Origin of the sequence: Noviherbaspirillum massiliense JC206 (assembly GCF_000312045.1) — a bacterium.
Classification (GTDB): Bacteria; Pseudomonadota; Gammaproteobacteria; order Burkholderiales; family Burkholderiaceae_D; genus Noviherbaspirillum; species Noviherbaspirillum massiliense.
The window spans coordinates 646,888-665,470 of record NZ_HE978634.1; the positions used below are offsets into that span (position 1 = coordinate 646,888).

Here is an 18,583-nt window from a genome sequence, read left to right on the forward strand (position 1 = left end):
CCTACAGGCCCAGGATCATCTGGGAAATGATGTTCTTTTGAATTTCATTCGAGCCGCCGTAGATCGACAGCTTGCGCATGTTCAGGTAGTTGGCGGCCAGCGGCGTCGCATAGAAGGGACCTACCGCATCGCCCTGGTAGCCGGCTGCCATCGCTTCGCGCCGCAGCGGCAGGGCATACTGGCCGACCGCCTGCACCAGCAGTTCGGTGATCGCCTGCTGGATCTCGGTGCCCTTGATCTTCAGGATCGAGGCTTCCGGTCCCGGCGCGCGGCGTTCCGCTTCGGCCGACAGCACGCGCAGGTTGGTGATTTCTAGCGCGGTCAGGTCGATCTCGACCTGCGCGATGCGGGCCGCAAACAGCGGGTCCCTGATCAGCGGCTTGCCATTCTTCTGTTCCAGCGAGGCAATGCGCTTCAGGCGCGCGAGCTCGCGCTTGGCGATGCCGATGCCGGCGATGTTGGTGCGCTCATGGCCGAGCAGAAATTTCGCATAGGTCCAGCCGGCATTCTCTTCGCCGATCCGGTTCTCGACCGGCACCTTCACGTTCTCGAACCACACTTCATTGACTTCATGCGCGCCGTCCATGGTGATGATCGGACGCACCGTGATGCCGGGCGTCTTCATGTCGATCAGCAGGAAGGAAATGCCGCGTTGCGGCTTGACCTCGGTATCGGTGCGCACCAGGCAGAAGATCCAGTCGGCATACTGGCCCTGCGTGGTCCAGGTTTTCTGGCCGTTGACGATGTAATGGTCGCCTTCGCGCACGGCTCGGGTCTTGAGCGAGGCGAGGTCGGAACCGGCGCCCGGCTCGGAATAGCCCTGGCACCACCATTCATCAGCCGACAGGATCTTCGGCAGGAAGCGCTGCTGCTGCGCCGGCGAACCGTACTGCATGATGACCGGCGCCACCATCTTCAGGCCGAAGGGAATCGCGCGCGGCGCGCCAGCGGCGGCAATTTCCTCGTCAAAAATATATTGCTGTACCGCGGTCCAGCCCGGGCCGCCGAATTCCTTGCGCCAGCCGGGGCCGCCCCAGCCCTTGGCATGCAGGATCTTCTGCCAGCGGATGTAGTCTTCGCTGCTCAGGATCAGGCCGTTCAGGACTTTATGCCGGAGGTCGGCGGGGAGGTTTTGGGCGACGAATTCGCGCACTTCCTGGCGGAAGGCGAGTTCGTCGGGGGTGAAGTTGAGATCCATGTGGTCCTCTTGGTTTGTCTTTATGCTGCAATCATTCTTCAGACGGACTGCTGCTGTGTATTGCTGTCGTTCGGGGGTATTCGGAATTCGAGGTTTTTTCTTCGGTGTTCTTTACGGGAGTCTCTTCATGGAAGCTTGCCGGGTGTGGCCCGGCTGCGACTTACTTTTCTTGCTTCGCCAAGAAAAGTAAGCAAAAGAAGGCCACCCTACTCAGCGCCCTTCGGGTTCCCGCGAGGCCGACGCATGAAGCGGGAAGCGAACGAAACTCGCTTCGCTCAGACAACGTTCGCTTCTTTACCCGCTTCACGCGCCAGCCTCGCGGCGCTTCGCCAAGGGGAGAAACAACCCTGGGCGCGAACGCAATAGTCCTGATTTAGCGACGTTTGTAATCGGGAGATACAGAGCCTTCGCGTTCCGCGAAAGTCCTGCCATGCAAAAAAGTTGGTGCCGTACGCTTTTGATTTTCCGCTTCTGACGCTGCCGAACAAGTGAATGCCAAAGCGGATAAAGAAGCGAAACATGTTTGAGCCCTCGGAGAGGGCGAGTTGGTTTCGCTTCCCGATTTGGCATTCACTTGTTCGGGAACCCGAAGGGGCAGCGGCTGCGCGGTCGCCTTCTTTTGGTTACTTTTCTTGGCGAAGCAAGAAAAGTGACTGGCTGCCGGGCCACCCCCGGCAAGCCTCCACGGAGAACAACCGTGTTCTCAACCACGCAGCCCCAAACCTCAAAACGCCGCAATCCCCGTCTGCTCCCTCCCCAGAATCAACGCATGAATGTCATGCGTCCCTTCATAGGTATTCACCACTTCCAGGTTCACCATATGACGGATCACGCCGAACTCGTCGGAGATGCCGTTACCGCCCAGCATGTCGCGCGCCATGCGTGCGACGTCCAGTGCCTTGCCGCAGGAATTGCGCTTCATCATGGAAGTGATCGAGGTCGCTGCGGTGCCTTCATCCTTCATGCGGCCGAGGCGCAGGCAGCCTTGCAGGCCGAGCGTGATTTCGGTTTGCATGTCGGCCAGCTTTTTCTGGATCAGCTGGTTTGCGGCCAGCGGCTTGCCGAACTGCTTGCGGTCCAGCACGTACTGGCGGGCGATGTGCCAGCAGGATTCGGCGGCGCCGAGCGCGCCCCAGGCGATGCCGTAGCGTGCCGAGTTCAGGCAGGTGAACGGGCCTTTCAGTCCGCGCACTTCCGGGAAGGCGTTTTCTTCCGGGCAGAACACGCCGTCCATTACGATTTCGCCGGTGATCGAGGCGCGCAGGCCGACCTTGCCGTGGATCGCCGGGGCGCTCAAGCCTTTCCAGCCTTTTTCCAGCACGAAGCCGCGGATCGCGCCTTCGTCATCCTTGGCCCAGACTACGAACACGTCGGCGATCGGGGAGTTGGAAATCCACATCTTGCTGCCGGTCAGGCTGTATCCGCCCGGCACCTTCCGGGCGCGGGTGACCATCGAGCCCGGGTCGGAGCCGTGGTTCGGTTCGGTCAGGCCGAAGCAGCCGATCCATTCGCCTTTCGCGAGCTTGGGCAGGTATTTCTGTTTGGTTTCTTCGTTGCCGAATTCATAGATCGGCACCATGACCAGCGAGGACTGCACGCTCATCATGGAGCGGTAGCCGGAGTCGACGCGTTCGACTTCGCGCGCGATCAGGCCGTAGCTGACATAGTTCAGCGCAGGGCCGCCGTACTGTTCGGGAATGGTCGGGCCGAGCAGGCCGACTTCGCCCATTTCGCGGAAAATCGCGGGATCGGTTTTTTCATTGCGGAAGGCTTCCAGCACGCGTGGCTGCAGCTTTTCCTGGCAATAGGCATGGGCAGCATCGCGCACCATGCGTTCTTCGGCTGTCAATTGCTGGTCCAGCAGCAGCGGGTCGTCCCAATGAAATTGCACTTTGCTTGTCATTCTTTCCTCCGGTTCAGATTCGTTCGATAACCACTGCCAGGCCCTGGCCGACGCCAATGCACAGGCTGACCACTGCATAGCGGCCATTGCGGCGGATGAGTTCACGGCTGACGGTCAGGGCCAGGCGGGCGCCTGATGCGCCGAGCGGATGGCCGACCGCAATTGCGCCGCCGTTCGGATTCACGCGGGCATCCTTGAAATCGATTTCCAGAAGCTTCAGGCAGCCGAGTACCTGGCTGGCGAAGGCTTCGTTGATCTCGATGATGTCCATGTCGGCCAGCGTGAGCTTGGCCCGCTCAAGCGCCTTGCGGATCGCCTGCACCGGGCCGACGCCCATGATACGCGGTTCGACGCCGGCGACTGCCGCCGACAGGATGCGCACCATCGGCGCCTTGCCGACCTTCTCGCCGGCGGCGCGGCTGCCGATCAGCAGGGCGGCGGCGCCGTCATTGATGCCGGAGGCATTGCCCGCGGTGACCACGCCACCCTCGAACAGCGGCTTCAGGCGCGCCAGGTTTTCCAGCGTGGTCTCGGGACGCGGATGCTCGTCCTTGTCGACGGTCACCGGCGGCGTCTTGCGTCCCGTCGGCACCGAGATCGGATGAATTTCGCCGGCAATGAAGCCGTCCTTCACCGCGGCGTCGAATTTCTGCTGGGACGCGATCGCGAAGGCATCGGCATCGGCGCGGCTGATGCCGAATTGATGCGCGACGTTGTCGCCGGTTTCCGGCATGGTGTCGGCACCGTACTGCGCGGTGACTTTCGGATTCGGGAAGCGTGCTCCGATGGTGGAATCGAAGACCTTGAATTCACGGCTGAACGCGGCTTCGGACTTGGCCACGACGAAGGGCGCGCGGCTCATGCTTTCCACGCCGCCCGCGATGTACAGCTCGCCTTCGCCGACGGTGATGGCGCGGGCCGCGTCCATCACGGCAGCAAGGCCGCTGGCGCACAGGCGGTTGACGGTCTGGCCCGGCACGGTAACCGGCAGTCCGGCGGCGAGCAGGGCGTTGCGCGCCACGTTGCGCGCATCTTCGCCGGCCTGGTTGGTGCAGCCGAGGATCACGTCCTCGATCTGTTCCGGCTTCCAGGCATTGCGGGCGACCAGGGCGCGCATGACTTCCGCCACCAGGTCATCGGGGCGGACGGCGGCAAGCGCGCCGGCATGGCGGCCGATCGGCGAACGCAGGCCGTCATAGATATAGGCGTCCAGCATGAATCAGATCTCCTTGTGGTGTAGGGACAGGCCCAGCACTGCGCGCCGCTGCAGCCAGGGGCTGGGGCGGTAGCGCGGATCGCCGGTTTGCTGTTCCAGGTTTTTGAGGATGGTGAGCACGGTAATCGGTCCCAGGCGGTCGCCCCAGGCCAGCGGGCCGAGCGGATAGCCGAGGCCGAGCGTGACCGCGCGGTCGATGTCGCCCGGCTCGGCAATGCCTTGCTGCGCGATTTCGCAGGCGATGTTGATGATGTGCGCCACCACCCGTTGCGTGACCAGGCCGGCGCTGTCGCGGATCACGCTGACCGGCGTGCCGGTGGCGCCGAACAGGCCGCAGGCCATCGCGAGATAGCTGGCTTCGGTCGCGGGCGTGGTCATCAGCACCCGGCGCCGGCTCACGTCGAACAGGCTTTCGACGCCGACGGTACGCTTCGCGTCCAGGTCTTCGCGCAGGCAGCAGGTGGTCGCGTCCTCGCCCAGCGGGGTGACGATGCACAGAGCTTCCTCGCTCGGGCGATCGCCCGATTCCAGCGGGACGCCGGCGGCGGCCACCAGTTCGGCGATGCGTTCCGCCAGTTCCGGCCGCGCACGGCTGAGCCAGACGCGGGAAGGCGGCAGGGTCGCCGGCGCCTGTTCGGCAAGCGCCTGCTTCTTGCCCTCGGCGTCGTAGCGGTAAAAGCCGTGCCCGACCTTCTTGCCGAGCGCGCCGGCGGTCAGCATCTGGCGCGTGAGCACCTGCGGACGGAAGCGCGGCTCTTCGTAATACTGGTGGTAGATCGATTCCATCACCGGATGCGACACGTCCAGCCCGGTCAGGTCCAGCAGTTCGCAGGGACCGAGGCGGAAGCCGGCGGTGTCGCGCAGGATGTTGTCGAGCGTCGCCACGCTGGTGACGCCTTCGGCCAGCAGGCGCAGGCCTTCGGTGCCGTAGCCGCGGCCGGCATGGTTGACGATGAAGCCGGGCGTGTCTTTCGCGAGCACCGCGGTATGGCCCCAGTGCTTGCCGAGCGCGAGCAGGAAATCGGTGATTTCCGGCGCGGTCAGCAGGCCGCCGATGATTTCCACGATCTTCATCAGTGGAACCGGATTGAAGAAGTGGAAGCCGGCGACGCGTTCCGGATGCTTGAGTCCGGCGGCGATGGCGGTGACGGAAAGGGAAGAGGTGTTGGTGGCGAGGATGGTGCTGGGATTGACGATGCCTTCCAGCGTGCCGAACAGGGATTGCTTGGCTTCGAGGTTTTCGACGATCGCTTCGACGATCACATGACAGCTGGCAAGATCCTGCAGTCCCGCGCAGGCTTGCAGGCGCTCGCCGGCGGCTTGGGCGGCGGCCTGATCGAGCTTGCCCTTGTCGGCCAGCTTGGCGAAGGTTTTCAGCAATTCTTCGCGTGCCGCTTCGGCGGCGCCAGCCCGGCTGTCCACCAACCGCACCTGCGCGCCGGCCAGTGCCGCGATCTGCGCGATGCCGCGCCCCATGACGCCGCAGCCGATGATGCCCGCCACCAGGCCGGGAGAGTTGGGCTGCGGACGGACCTCAGTATTCATGCGACGTCTCCCGAAAGTTGGGCTGCCAAAGATTCTGCAATGCAGAATATCAAAATTCGGAGCGGAACTCTATTTCTTTCAATTAAACATGTCAAGGAACGGCTTTGCCATTCGGAAAGGGATGGAGGCCGTAGTTTGACGTAGAGCAAGAAGTGAAGGGGCCGGTGGCATTGAAGGATCCGATGTGCTGCAGTGCAGAACAAGATTCCGTTTAATTCGTTGATTTTTTAAATTCCGTATGACAGTATCCTGACCTTGTTTTGAAGAAACTTCCGGCCAGCAAGCATCCGGCCGGGGATACTAATAAGGAGAAGGCATGAGTCAGGATGTGGGTTTGGCGGGACTCCCTCGCCGCATTCACGAAGCCTTTCGCCCTTGGGCAGAACAGCATCCGCAAAGGGTCGCGCTGGCCGATGCGCAACGCAGCCTGCGCTATGGCGAACTGGGAAGCACGGTTGATGCGGTGGCCGAGCGCCTGCGGGCGAGCGGCGTGCGCGCCGGCGACCGGGTCTTGCTGGTCGCGGAAAACTCGGTTGCGCTGGCCGTGTGCATACTTGCCGTCAGCCAGCTCGATGCCTGGTCCGCCACCGTCAATGCGCGCCTGTCCTCGCGCGAAATCGACAATTTCCTGAGCCATTCCGGCGCGCGCCGTGCCCTCTATTTCGGCGCCAACTCGCCGCAGGCCAAGACCCATGGCGAAGAGCGGGGCGCGGAAAAGGTCGACTGGCCGGGCATCGGCGAAGTGCTGCTCGGTCCCCTCAATCAGCAGGCTGAAACCGAACCGGTGGAGGAAGACGGCGCGAAACAGGTCGCGGCCATGGTGTACACCTCCGGCACGACGGGTTCACCCAAGGCAGTGATGCTCACGCATGCCAACCTGCTCTTCGTCGCCCGCAACAGCATGCGCATGCGCCGCATCACGCCGGAAGACGTCATCTACGGCGTGCTGCCGCTGTCGCATGTGTATGGCCTGTCTTCGCTGCTGGGCTCGGCCCTCATCAGCGGCGCGGCACTGCATCTGGTGCCGCGCTTCCAGCCCGACCAATTGGCACGCGCGCTGGCGGAAGACGGCGTGACCGTGCTGCACGGCGCGCCCGCCATGTATGCAAAACTGCTGGAGTGGGCCGAGAGCAATCGCCAGCCTCTGCGCGCGCCGCACCTGCGGGTGGCGCAGTCCGGCGGCGCGCCGCTGACCATGCCGCTCAAGCAGTCCTTCGAAAAAGCACTGGGACTCACCCTCCACAATGGCTACGGCATGACCGAAGCCTCGCCGTCTATTTGTCAGACCCGCATGGATGCACCGCGCACCGACTGCTCGGTCGGCCCGGCGATTCCCGGCATCGAAGTCAGGCTGAACGGCGCCGAGCAGGACCCGGAAGGCGTGGGCGAGCTGTGGGTGCGCGGCCCGAACGTGATGAAGGGTTATTACCGTGCGCCGGAGTTGACCGCAGAAGCGGTCACGCCAGACGGCTGGCTGCGCACCGGCGACCTCGCGCGCAGGGAAGCCGACGGCGCACTGGTGATCGCCGGCCGCAGCAAGGAGCTGATCATCCGCTCCGGCTTCAACGTCTACCCGGTGGAAGTGGAGCAGGTGCTGAACGCCTTCCCCAACGTGCTGCAGTCGGCCGTCGTCGGCCGCGCCGTGGAAGGCAATGAAGAAGTGGTCGCCTTCATCGAGCCGTGGCCGGATGCGGTCATCGACCTCGATGCCTTGCGCGCTCACCTGAAAAACAACCTTTCCCCCTACAAGATTCCTTCCGAGATCGTGGTTCTCGACCGCCTGCCCGCGGCCGCAACCGGCAAGGTCTTGAAAAAGGAACTGCAATTACGTGCCGCGCGCTCCGCGCCGGCCAATTCCCTCAATTCTTGATTCGATTTTTTTCAAAGAAGGAAGAGACATGACAGTTCGAATGAACAAGCTCGCCATACTGGCCGCTGCCATCAGCGCGGCGTTTATTGCCACCGCCGCATCCGCGGAAGAATTCACCGTCGGCGCCCACATGCCGCTGACCGGCAACCTGGCCCGTGCCGGCGCCGGCTTCAACGAAGGCATCCAGGCCGCGGTCGACGTCTTCAACCGCACCAACGGCAAGCACAAGATCAAGATGGCGGTCATCGATGATGAATCCGCTCCCGCCAAGGCCGTGGCCGCAGTGGAAAAGCTGGCGTCCGAACACGCCGTGGCAGTCATCGGCGGCTACGGCTCGAACATCATCGGCCCGGCATCCGACGCATCCAACCGCCTGAACCTGACCTACATTACCGCCGGCGGCGTGAATGACGATCTGACCAAGCGCGGCTACAAGACCTTCTTCCGCATCAACAATACCCGCGGGTACGAGATCGCGGTGGAAACCCTGGTGAAGGAAGCGAACGCGAAATCGGTCTCGATCGTGTACTCCACCAAGGAAGCCACGACCGACCTGGCGAAAGACCTCGAGAAATCGCTCGGTGCCAAGGGCGTCAAGGTGAGCATGCATGCCTTCGACCCGGCCATCACCGATTTCAAGCCCATCATCAACAAGGTCAAGCTGCAGGACAAGCCCGATGTGCTGTTCATGAGCGGCTATGAAAACGACTACGTCGGCATCATCCGCGCCGCCAAGGTGCTCAAGCCCCAGGTCAAGCTGATCGTCGGCACATGGTCGCTGGCAGTGTCCAAGATGGCATCCGACTTCCCGGACCTGATGCCTGGCGTGGTCGGCACTGCGCTGCTGCCGTATCCGGTGGAATACAAGACCGCCGAAGGCAAGCAGTTCGCGGAAACCTACAAGAAGATGTTCAACAAGGATGTCGACTACCTGGCCCAGTTCGGCTACGTGAAGGCAACCCTGCTGTTCGAAGCGATTGCACGCGCTGCGGACAAGGGCACGCTGAAGAAGGGCGGCCTGCCGGAAGAACTGCGCAAGACCAACCGCGAAACCCTGATCGGCAAGGTGACGTTTGACGCCAACGGCGACAACCCGAACTTCCAGCACCGCATGGGCCAGCACCAGAACGGCAAGATCGCCATCGTGTCCCCGGCCAGCGAGGCCACCGCGCCGCTGAAGTATCCGGCAGTGCCCTGGTAAGCAAGTCGATTCCCTCCCATTGCAGGGGGTGAGTGCGGCGTTTCGCAAAGCACTGCTTTCGCGTCGCATGAATCCCAGCTGCAAGGGAGGCCAGGGCAGGGTGAGCGGTCGAGCTTGCACATGCGGTAACTCAACCTCTCCACCCCCATCCCGACCTTCCCTCGCAAGAGGGAAGGAGTGCAGTGCAGCCATCGTTTCGACGCTGGGCTTCATCCGTCCTATTCAGTCACCATGTCAGAACTCATCCTGCAATCTCTTTACTCCGGAACGCTGGTCGGCGGCGTGTATGCGCTGATCGCGCTCGGGCTGACGCTGGCCTTCGGCACCATGCGCGTCATCAATCTCGCGCACGGCGAACTGGTACTGCTGGCCGCCTATATCGCTTACGCGGTGGAAAGCCGCTTCGGCGTCAACCCCATGCTGGCACTGCCGATCGCGCTTGTCGTGACCTGCCTGTGCTCAGCCATCGTGTATTTCCTGGTATCGCGCATCCAGCGCAACCGGGAACTGAATTCGCTCATGCTGACCTTCGCGCTCGGCATGATCCTCACCAATGCAGTCCTGCTGTTCTGGTCCGGCGACATCCGCTCCACCAGCAACGCGACCATGCAGGACGCGGTCCAGATCGGCAACCTGTACAGCATGTTCAGCGAACTGCTGTTCTTCATCGTCAGCCTCGCGGTGGCCGTGGTGCTCGGCTGGTGGCTGTCGCGCAGCTGGTATGGGCGGGCGGTGCGTGCCGTCTCCTCCAACCGCGACGCGGCCAAGCTGATGGGCATCAATCCGTCCAAGGTCGAACTGGCTTCCTTCGTGGTGGCCGGGGTGCTGGCGACGATTGCCGGCATCGCGATCTTTTCCAGCGGCGTGATTTCGCCGCCGCTCGGCCATTCGCTCACGGTCAAGGCCTTCATCATCACGGTGCTCGCCGGCGTCGGTTCCGTTCCGGGCGTGGTGCTCGCGGCCCTCTTGCTCGGCATTACCGAAGCGATGACCGTGACCCTGTTCAGCTCCGCCCTGCAGGAACTGGCCGGCATGCTGCTGTTCCTGGTCGTGTTGTTCATCCTGCCGAACGGCTTGTTCGGCGCGAAAAAGCGTCGGGGTTAAGACCATGAAAAAACTGTCATGGGTGGCAGTCGCCATCCTCTATCTCGCTGTGCCGGTCCTGTTGAAAGGCAACAGCTACATCCTGAGCCTGACCGTCTCGTCGCTGATCGTGGCCGGCATTGCGGTCGCCTGGGCCTTGCTCGGCAACCTCGGCGGCATGGTCAGCTTCGGTCATGCGGCCTTCTTCGGCATCGGCGCCTATGCGTCTGCGCTGCTGACGATGAAAGCCGGCTGGCCGGTGCTGCTGGCGATTCCGGCTGCCGGCATGTGCGCATCGATCGCCTCCCTCGCGATGCTGCCGGCACTGCGGCTGTCCGGCCCGTATTTTGCGCTCGCGATCCTCGCGTATTCGCAAATCTTCCGGATCCTCGCCACCGAATTCACTTCACTGACCGGCGGCTCCGGAGGCATCTCGTCGATCCCCGGCCTGCCTTCGCTGCTGCAGGTCGATGCCCTGGCCGGCCTCGGGCCGTTTTTCCTGGGGCTGACCCTGGTGCTCGCATTCTGCGTGGTCTATGCCTGGGTGCGCAAAAGCGATTACGGCATCGCACTGCGCGCCATGCATGACAGCGAGGATGCGACCCGCGTGGTGGGCGTCAACAGCGTGCTGCTGAAGTCCTGGATGCTCCTGCTGTCGGCCTTCATGACCGGCGCGATCGGCGCCTTCAATGCCCACGTCATCAACTTCCTTGAACCGGATTACGCGTTCAGCGGCACGTGGAGCGTGCTGCCCATCGTCGCCGCCATCTTCGGCGGTTACCGCACCATCACCGGCCCGATGATCGGCGCGGTCGTGATCTACCTGGTCGACCAGCTGGTGTTCAAGGCGATGCTGTCTTCCGGCCACCAGATCATCCTCGGCGTGGTGCTGGCCGCGATGATCCTGTTCGCGCCGGACGGTTTGCTGTCGCTGTTCAAAAAGCGCGCAGGAGGCAAGCATGCTTAAGCTCGAAGGCGTCACCATCCAGTTCGGCGGCCTGACCGCGCTGAAGGATGTCAGTTTCTCGATGGGTTCCGACCAGCTGGTCGGACTGGTCGGCCCGAACGGCGCCGGCAAGACCACGCTCTTCAATTCGATTTCGGGGCTGGTGCGGCCGACCCGCGGCCGCGTCGAGTTCGACGGCATCGAACTGAGCCGCGAACCGCTTTATCGCCGCGCCCGCGTCGGCATCGGCCGCACCTTCCAGGTGCCGCAGCCCATGCACGAACTCACGGTGCGCGAAAACCTGATCGTCGCGCAGCGCTTCGGCAACGGCAAGGTCGACCATGGCCGCATCAAGGAAATCCTGGAATTCATGGACCTGTCGGCACAGGCCGAACGCGACGCGGCCACCGGCCTGGCATTGCAGGAACTGAAGCGCCTGGAAGTCGCCAAGGCGCTGGCGACCGAACCCAAGCTGCTGCTGCTCGACGAAGTGCTGGCCGGCCTGGAAACCAACGGCAAGCGCTACTTCACGGCCAAGCTGGAGGAGCTGCACCGCCAGTTCAAGATCGGCATTCTGATCATCGAGCACGACATCGAAACGGTATCGACGCTGTGCGACAGGGTCGTCGTGCTGAATTTCGGCCAGCTGATCGCCGACGGCACGCCGGATGCGGTGTTCCGCGATCCGGAAGTCATCAAGAGTTATACGGGAGCCGATCATGCTTGAGATTCGTAACCTGCGCGCCGGCTACGGCGCGATCAATGTGCTGTGGGATGTGAACCTGGATTTCGCCGAAGGCCAGCTGACCACGATCGTCGGCCCCAACGGGGCCGGCAAGTCGACCCTGCTGAAAGCCATCATGGGCCTGGTGCCGGCCAGCCAGGGCGAGATCAATTTGCGCGGCGCTTCCCTGTTGGGGCGCCGCACCTGGGACATGGCGGACGTCGGCCTGGCCCTGATCCCGGAAGGCCGCATGATCTTCCGTGACATGACCGTCGAGGAAAACCTGGTGCTCGGCGCCTTCCCCCAAAAGCAGCGCGCGGCAATGGCATCCAACCTGGAACGCATGTACGCGCTGTTTCCGCGCCTGAAGGAGCGGCGCAGGCAGCTCGCCGGGTCCCTCTCCGGCGGCGAGGCGCAGATGGTGGCGATGGCGCGCGGAATGATGGCCGAGCCGAAGATCCTGCTGATCGACGAACCTTCGCTCGGACTGGCGCCGGTCATCGTGCAGGAAATCTTTTCCATCCTGCGCCAGCTGAAACAGCAGGGCGTCACCATCGTGCTGGTGGAGCAGAACACTCACATGGCGCTTTCCGTGGCCGATCGCGTCTACATGATGCGCAGCGGACGCGTGGTGCTCGACAAGCCGGCCAGCGAGATTGATGTTGCCAAGCTGCATGATCTCTACTTCGCTCTGGAAAGCTGAGGTTCCGGCGCACTGAAGCGTTTTTCCTGAAAGAATAAGTCGCCCATGGAGCGAGGCGAGGCCGGGAGGAGACACCGGCCGGAGGACATCGCGTTGTATCGGGGCTACGACTTGCCGCGTGCGTCCCCGCAATTCCCGGATTTTCACTGACAATTACACGAGTTCAACAATGAAAGTGGAAGACATGAGCGAAGAGCGGGATCTGGCGCCTGCGAAATCCAATGCGAAGGAAGACCGGCATTTCGTAACGGCGCTGGCACGCGGCCTCGAAGTGCTGGCGTGCTTCCGCTCCGGCGACAAGCTGCTGGGCAACCAGGAGCTGGCCGATCGCAGCAGGCTGCCGAAATCGACCATCTCGCGCCTGACCTATACCCTGACCAAGCTCGGTTACCTGCAATACGACGAGGATGCGGGCAAGTACCGGCTCGGCACCGCCACCCTCGCGCTGGGCAGCGCCATGCTCTCCCGGCTCGACATCCGCCAGCTCGCCCGGCCCTACATGCAGGAGCTCGCGGATTTTTCGGCCGCCACGGTATCGCTCGGCATGCGCGACCGGCTCTCCATGATCTATGTCGAGAACTGCCGCAGCCAGGCGGCGCTCACGATCCGCCTCGACGTCGGCGCCCGCATCCCGATCGCGCTGACCGCAATGGGGCGCGCCTATCTGGCCGAAGTGTCGGAAAGCGAGCGCAACGACATCCTGGAGCGGGTGCGCGAGCTCGATGAATACACCTGGCCGAGCATCCGGACCGGCGTGATGCACTCGGTGGAGGAGTACCACAGCATCGGCTGCTGCACCTCTTTCGGTGACTGGCAGGCCGACGTGAATGCGATCGCCGTCGCCTTCAAGCCGGCCAACAGCAATTCCGTCCTGAGCATCAACTGCGGCGGGCCATCCTTTACCGTCAAGCCGGAATTCCTGCTGAATGAAGTCAAGCCGCGCCTGCTGGACATGGTGCGGCGGCTGAAGGATCTCTGACCGCTTTCAGCAGCACTTGCCGGTTTCAGCTTCGCCTTCGCTCGTCACTTCGCACTGATCATCCCTGACGCATTGCGCTGCTGCTTGCGGCCCCGCGCAGACAGGGAGCAAGGCCGGATGCATCGCGTCAGTCTGATATCATGTCAGCAATTTCGTCCCAAGCTGGTATGTTGATTGCCATTCTGCCAAAGCCCTTGCGGGCCTTCCGGTTCCTGATTGCCTCGATTCTCCTGATTGCCGGGTTCGCCAGTCCCGCTGCGTCGGCGAAGGAATTTTTTCTGCGGCCCTGGCCGGATGCGCTCCCCACGCCGTCGCTGCAACTGAATGATCTTGAGGGCAGGCAATGGGATCTGCAGGACTTGCGCGGCAAGATTGTGGTGCTGAATTTCTGGGCGACCTGGTGCGAGCCTTGCGTTGAAGAACTGCCCTTGCTGAATGACTGGGCAAGCAGTGAAGCAGCGAGAGGAAGACTCGTTATCCTTGGCGTCAATGTCAAGGAATCGAAACCCACAATTCAGCGTTTCCTGAACACATACCGCTTTCGCTATCCTGTCCTCATTGATAGAACGGGAGAATTTTTCAAGAAATGGACCAACGGCGTGATACCGACCACGGTCCTGATAGACCGGGATGGACGGGCGCGCTGGCGTGTCGTGGGCGAACTGGATCCGGCAGACCCCGGATTCAAGCAGGCTCTCGAGAAAATGCTGGAAGAGCCGCGCTAGGCACCGCCGGACTGATCGACATGGCGATGCTAACCCGCCATCTTGAAGGTCAGGCTTGACCAGATTGAGACCAAAAGAATTTGAACTGAACGCAGGAAGAGAAATGAAAGATACCAAAACACCGAATCTTACCCGGCGTACTCTGCTGAAAGCCGCTTCCGGCACCTTGCTCTATGGCTCGCTTCCGGCAGCGGTATTTGCCCAGCAACAGGAAAGAAGGCGCTTCGAGCCGCATCCCGGGGATTGGCGTACTTTCGAGATCACGACCACGGTCAACCTGCAGAATGCAAGCGGTCCCTCCAAGGTCTGGATTCCGTTGCCGTCGGTAGATACCGACTGGCAGCGTTCCCTGTCGAGCAGCTGGTCCGGCAACGGCAAGTCGATGCAAGTCGGGTCCGACGGCCAGTACGGCGCGAAGTACCTGATCGCCGAATTCGACGGGTCGGCGCCGCCGGTGCTGGAAGTCGTCAGCCGCGTGCAGACCCGGGACCGCGCGGTCGACTGGTCGCAATCGCAGCCCGCCGCTGAAAGCCCGGCCAGCCTGCGCAAATGGACGCAGTCCACAGACCTCATTCCTACCGACGGCATCGTGCGCGTCACGGCGCGCCAGATCGTGGAAGGCGCCCGCTCCGACCTGGAGAAGGTGCAGCGCATCTATGACTGGATCATCGTGTCGACCTACCGCGAGCCGAAAGTGCGTGGCTGCGGCACCGGCGATATCAAGGCCATGCTGGAAACGCAGAATTTCGGCGGCAAGTGCGGCGACATCAACGGCTTGTTCGTCGGCCTGTGCCGCGCCGCCGGCGTGCCCGCGCGCGATGCCTATGGCCTGCGGCTCGCGCCCAGTGCATTCGGCTACAAGGAACTGAGCGGCAATCCGGCATCGCTGAAAAGCGCCCAGCACTGCCGCGCCGAAGTGTATCTGCGCAAGCACGGCTGGGTCGCGATGGACCCGGCTGACGTGGGCAAGGTCATGCGCCTTGAAACCGGCAACTGGATCAAGGACCCGGATCATCCTGTGGTGGCTCCCGTGCGGAAGGCACTGTTCGGCGGCTGGGAAGGCAACTGGATGGCATACAACTTCGCGCATGATGTCAGCCTGCCCGGTTCCTCCAACGGCAAGGTCGGATTCTTCATGTATCCGCAAGCCGAAATCAAGGGCGAAGCGATCGATCCGCTGGACCCGGATGCCTTCAAATATACGATCACAGCCAAGCCAGTCACAGCCTGATCCATGTCCGATACGATGCGCCAACCGTCCTTTTCGCCGGTGCCTGCCGAGGATTCGTCGAGGAAGAGATTGAGCCTCGGGCTGGTGGCCGTCGCCGTCGCGTCATCGGTCATCGCCTCGACGTGCTGCGTGATCCCGCTGGTGCTGGTCCTGCTTGGCATCACCGGCGCGTGGATGGTGAACCTGACTGCCTTGCGGCCATTGACGCCGGTATTTGTCGGCGTCGCACTGCTGGCATTGGCCTGGGCCGGATACCTGGTGTTCCGGCCGGCGGCGCAGTGTTCCTATCCGGACGGCGCGGCCTGCGACAGGACGCGCCGCATCACGAAGCGCATCTACCTCGCCAGCGCGGTATTCATCGGCTTGCTGCTGCTGTTTCCCGTCATTGCTCCCATTTTTTACTGATCCGAACATGACAAGAATTCCACTGCTTGCTCTGGTTGCCGCGCTGCTGTGCGCTCCGCAGTTTGCGCTTGCGAAATCCCAAACCGTCACCCTGAACATACCGACCATGGACTGCTCGACCTGCCCCATCACCATCAGGGCAGCATTGCGCAAGGTTTCCGGCGTGTCCAGCGCGAAGGTCAGCTATGAACGGCGCGAAGCGGTGGTGGTCTTCGATGACAGCAAGACCAACGTGGACGAATTGAAGAAAGCGACGTCGGATGCGGGATACCCATCGCTTATCAAGACCTTGCCTAACTAAAGCCGGGAGGGTTGATCCTCTTGCGCGTCAATCATTTATCGAATTCCCGGTAACGCATACGGGCGATCGGGGCCCGTCCACGTAAGCCCGAATCAACCGCCATACACGAGCAGGAGCAGCCACGACGGCAGGCCGAGGTAGAGCGCCGCGAGTCCGAAGCGCTCAAGCCAGCGTCGCACTTCGATTGTCCATGCCGGGCGCAGGAGCACCGCCAGCAGGGTGCCGGCTTCCGTTACTGCGCGCAGCGCCGCCGCAGTCAGCACGACACCAATCGCCCACGATGCCCACCAGAGTCCGAAGGCGATGAGATAAGCCTTCAGGCCGAACATGGTGTACTCGCCGAAACTGCTGCCGAACGCAATGTGCTGGTGCAGGCGGAAGGCCGGGATGGCGAGCAAACCGGGGAACAGAACGAACTTCACGAATGGATGGTCGAGGCGGCCGCGCCGGACCGACGAACGCGCTTTCGCATAGGCGATTGAACGCGAGGAGGTGCTGAGCGGCATCGGCACTCTGGCTGCCGAAGCCAGTGCCCAGGCCAGGGACATCGGGTTGGCTGTGGCAAGCCCGTACCGCCAGCGCCCGCCCGATGTCAGGTGCAGCGTGACGCCAGGAACAGGGACAGGCACGCACCAGGGCTTGACCGCGACGATGTTCCGCAGCGCGAGTTCCAGACGCCGCGCGCCGCGCGCCAGTACGAGCCTGCCGTTTTCGATCGAAGCCTGCGCGCCAAACGCGTACAGTACGCACCACGAAGCGGCCTCGGGAATGATGAAGAGGCCGGCGAAAGTGCGCATCTGGGCCAGCGTGTGCCCGCGCAAGGTATCGCTGAGCAGCATTGCTGCGCCCATCCAGAGCAGGCTTGCGCGCGCGAAGGCACGCAACGCGCCCGCGACGAAGCGGGCAGCGGGCGGCAGCACCGCGACATTGACGGGGAACGCCAGCGCACAGGCTGGCTCGGACTGTTCTTCCTCTCTGGATGTACGCAAAAAGGAAAATGCTGCCGTCGCTGCCAGCAGCACGAGGAACACGGTCGCCGTCAACCCGACCCAGTCGCCCAGGATCACCATGAGTGTGCGCGGAGGCGTGCTGACCGGCAGGTTGCCGACCACCAGTACGCGTTCATCCTTGCGGGCGCCGGCAAGCACGGTGCCGGTCGCATCGATCACCGCGCTGTAACCGTTCGGCGTGACGCGGAACTGCGGCAGGCGTGTTTCGATGCTTCGGAATGCAGCGGCGGCGTGGTGCAGGTCCACGCCCAGGCGGTCGGTGAACCAGGATTCGTTCGACATGGTCAGGATGACTTGCGCGCCCAGGCGTGCGCCTTGAATGGCGAGGCCGGCATCCATGTCGTCGAGGCATATCATCGGCAGCACGGGGATCTCGCGGCCGTCGGCGAGACGCAGCGGGAACACGCGGGCACCCGAACCGGGCTGCCAGCTGCCGGTCCACGGCAGCCAGCGCCGCAGCACAGGCCCATCGAGCCAGGCAGGCACGTACTCGGTGAGCGGGAAGAGGTGCGTCTTGCGGTAGAAGCCCAGCAATCCCTTGCCGGGTTCCACGAACGCGGCGGCATTGTATTCACCGGCCGCATCGCGATCGTAGGTTCCGAGCACAAATGGCACGCCGGCGGAATTGACGATGCCGAGGATCTCGCGGTCGAACTCGGCCCCGGCTTCGCTCTTCGGATGGCCCAGGGTCGTGGGGTAGGCGGTCTCCGACCACAGCACTGCGTCCGCATGCTGGTGCACGACGGCGTCGTAGGTCATCGCGAAATGCATGTCGAGCACCTCGCGGACGACTGCGTAAGTGCCTTTTTCCTGACGCTGCCGCTCATAGTCCACGATGTTGGACTGGATCATTCCCATGCGCAGCGACTTGCCGGAGCTTGCGGGCAATGCGGAGAGCACGGCCTGGCCGTAGCCCGCCAGCAGCAGCGGCACCAGCGCCGCAAGCGTCAATGGCTTGAGGATGGCGCGAGCGCCACCAGCCCGGCGCGCGAGGGCTGCCGCGACACCCTGGTTCGCCAGCAGCAGCATGAAGGTAAGCCCCGCTGCGCCGCCGACATCGGCAGCCTGGCGCAGGAGTCGGGACGGATAGAGCCCGTAGCCGATCGTGTCGTCGAGGAGTCGGGGCATGAGCCGCTCCGTGGCTACCCAGGCGGCGGCCGCTGCGCATGCGGCCAGAACAGGACCATACCGCCGGACGGCCAGGTGACGCACCAGCGCAAATGCAAGGAACTGCGGCTGGAACAGCGGGGCGGCGAGAAGCAGCACTGCCATCCCGACGCCTGATCCTGTCTGGGTATAGCCGCCGATCGCCGTTCCGAGCCAGGCGAAGACTGCCGCCGTGTATGCAACCGACATTGCCCAGGCGCAGAGCAGCGTGCCCGCGAGTGTCCGGTTCGCGTCCAGGGCGAGCAACCATGGCGCGAGGAACACGAAGCCAAGCATCCAGCCGGCGCCGCCGCGGGCGTAGAGGCCGGACAGGATGGCGCTGGCAAGGATGCCGGCCAGAATGGGTGCGCTGGATCGGGTAAATGAAGCCATGATT

16 protein-coding genes are annotated in these 18,583 nt (G+C 63.1%); 11 read left to right on the forward strand and 5 right to left on the reverse strand.

Going from position 1 to position 18,583, the window contains the following annotated elements; all coding sequences use genetic code 11:
- Window position 1: 1 nt before the first annotated feature.
- The 4 genes from HGHM_RS03260 to HGHM_RS03275 form a co-directional block, all read right to left on the reverse strand.
- Window positions 2-1,198 carry an acyl-CoA dehydrogenase family protein gene (locus HGHM_RS03260; RefSeq protein WP_019140072.1) on the reverse strand — a complete coding sequence of 399 codons (1,197 nt, stop codon included), beginning with the start codon at window positions 1,196-1,198 and terminating at the stop codon, window positions 2-4.
- Window positions 1,199-1,922: 724 nt separating this feature from the next.
- On the reverse strand, window positions 1,923-3,101 hold the full coding sequence (locus tag HGHM_RS03265; protein ID WP_019140073.1) for an acyl-CoA dehydrogenase: 1,179 nt from the start codon (window positions 3,099-3,101) through the stop codon (window positions 1,923-1,925).
- Window positions 3,102-3,114: 13 nt separating this feature from the next.
- The gene (locus HGHM_RS03270) at window positions 3,115-4,317 is read right to left on the reverse strand and encodes a 3-oxoadipyl-CoA thiolase (protein WP_019140074.1); all 1,203 of its coding nucleotides are present in this window, start codon (window positions 4,315-4,317) and stop codon (window positions 3,115-3,117) included.
- A gap of 3 nt (window positions 4,318-4,320) precedes the next feature.
- Window positions 4,321-5,862 (reverse strand): 3-hydroxyacyl-CoA dehydrogenase, encoded by a 1,542-nt coding sequence (locus HGHM_RS03275; protein ID WP_019140075.1) that lies wholly within the window; start codon window positions 5,860-5,862, stop codon window positions 4,321-4,323.
- 316 nt (window positions 5,863-6,178) lie between these two features.
- Here HGHM_RS03275 and HGHM_RS03280 point away from each other — a divergent pair, with 316 nt between their 5' ends.
- The 11 genes from HGHM_RS03280 (at window position 6,179) to merP (ending at window position 16,030) form a co-directional block, all read left to right on the forward strand.
- A complete protein-coding gene (locus HGHM_RS03280; RefSeq protein WP_019140076.1) occupies window positions 6,179-7,732 on the forward strand; it encodes a class I adenylate-forming enzyme family protein in 1,554 nt (517 codons plus the stop codon).
- 28 nt (window positions 7,733-7,760) lie between these two features.
- Window positions 7,761-8,933: an ABC transporter substrate-binding protein gene (locus HGHM_RS03285; protein WP_034348370.1), complete on the forward strand. Its 1,173-nt coding sequence runs from the start codon at window positions 7,761-7,763 to the stop codon at window positions 8,931-8,933.
- Between the two features lie 231 nt (window positions 8,934-9,164).
- Window positions 9,165-10,037 carry a branched-chain amino acid ABC transporter permease gene (locus tag HGHM_RS03290; protein ID WP_019140078.1) on the forward strand — a complete coding sequence of 291 codons (873 nt, stop codon included), beginning with the start codon at window positions 9,165-9,167 and terminating at the stop codon, window positions 10,035-10,037.
- Window positions 10,038-10,041: 4 nt separating this feature from the next.
- Window positions 10,042-10,983: a branched-chain amino acid ABC transporter permease gene (locus tag HGHM_RS03295; protein WP_026075660.1), complete on the forward strand. Its 942-nt coding sequence runs from the start codon at window positions 10,042-10,044 to the stop codon at window positions 10,981-10,983.
- Window positions 10,976-11,689, forward strand: a complete 714-nt coding sequence (locus tag HGHM_RS03300; RefSeq protein WP_019140080.1) for an ABC transporter ATP-binding protein — start codon at window positions 10,976-10,978, stop codon at window positions 11,687-11,689. Before HGHM_RS03295 ends, HGHM_RS03300 begins: the two co-directional genes overlap by 8 nt.
- On the forward strand, window positions 11,682-12,389 hold the full coding sequence (locus tag HGHM_RS03305; protein WP_019140081.1) for an ABC transporter ATP-binding protein: 708 nt from the start codon (window positions 11,682-11,684) through the stop codon (window positions 12,387-12,389). Before HGHM_RS03300 ends, HGHM_RS03305 begins: the two co-directional genes overlap by 8 nt.
- Before the next feature lie 169 nt (window positions 12,390-12,558).
- Complete coding sequence (locus HGHM_RS03310) at window positions 12,559-13,368, forward strand: IclR family transcriptional regulator (RefSeq protein WP_245549148.1); 810 nt, start codon at window positions 12,559-12,561, stop codon at window positions 13,366-13,368.
- 167 nt (window positions 13,369-13,535) lie between these two features.
- Window positions 13,536-14,093, forward strand: a complete 558-nt coding sequence (locus HGHM_RS20490; RefSeq protein WP_019140083.1) for a TlpA family protein disulfide reductase — start codon at window positions 13,536-13,538, stop codon at window positions 14,091-14,093.
- Window positions 14,094-14,196: 103 nt separating this feature from the next.
- Entirely contained in the window at window positions 14,197-15,324 is a 1,128-nt protein-coding gene (locus HGHM_RS03320; protein WP_019140084.1) for a transglutaminase-like domain-containing protein, read from the forward strand.
- 3 nt (window positions 15,325-15,327) lie between these two features.
- Entirely contained in the window at window positions 15,328-15,729 is a 402-nt protein-coding gene (locus HGHM_RS03325; protein WP_019140085.1) for a mercuric transporter MerT family protein, read from the forward strand.
- A 7-nt stretch (window positions 15,730-15,736) separates the two neighbouring features.
- A complete protein-coding gene (merP, locus tag HGHM_RS03330; RefSeq protein WP_019140086.1) occupies window positions 15,737-16,030 on the forward strand; it encodes a mercury resistance system periplasmic binding protein MerP in 294 nt (97 codons plus the stop codon).
- A gap of 92 nt (window positions 16,031-16,122) precedes the next feature.
- On the opposite strand, the gene lnt is transcribed toward merP, so the two are convergent.
- Window positions 16,123-18,579, reverse strand: coding sequence for an apolipoprotein N-acyltransferase (gene lnt / locus HGHM_RS03335; protein ID WP_019140087.1), 2,457 nt, complete (start codon window positions 18,577-18,579; stop codon window positions 16,123-16,125).
- Between the last annotated feature and the right edge of the window lie 4 nt (window positions 18,580-18,583).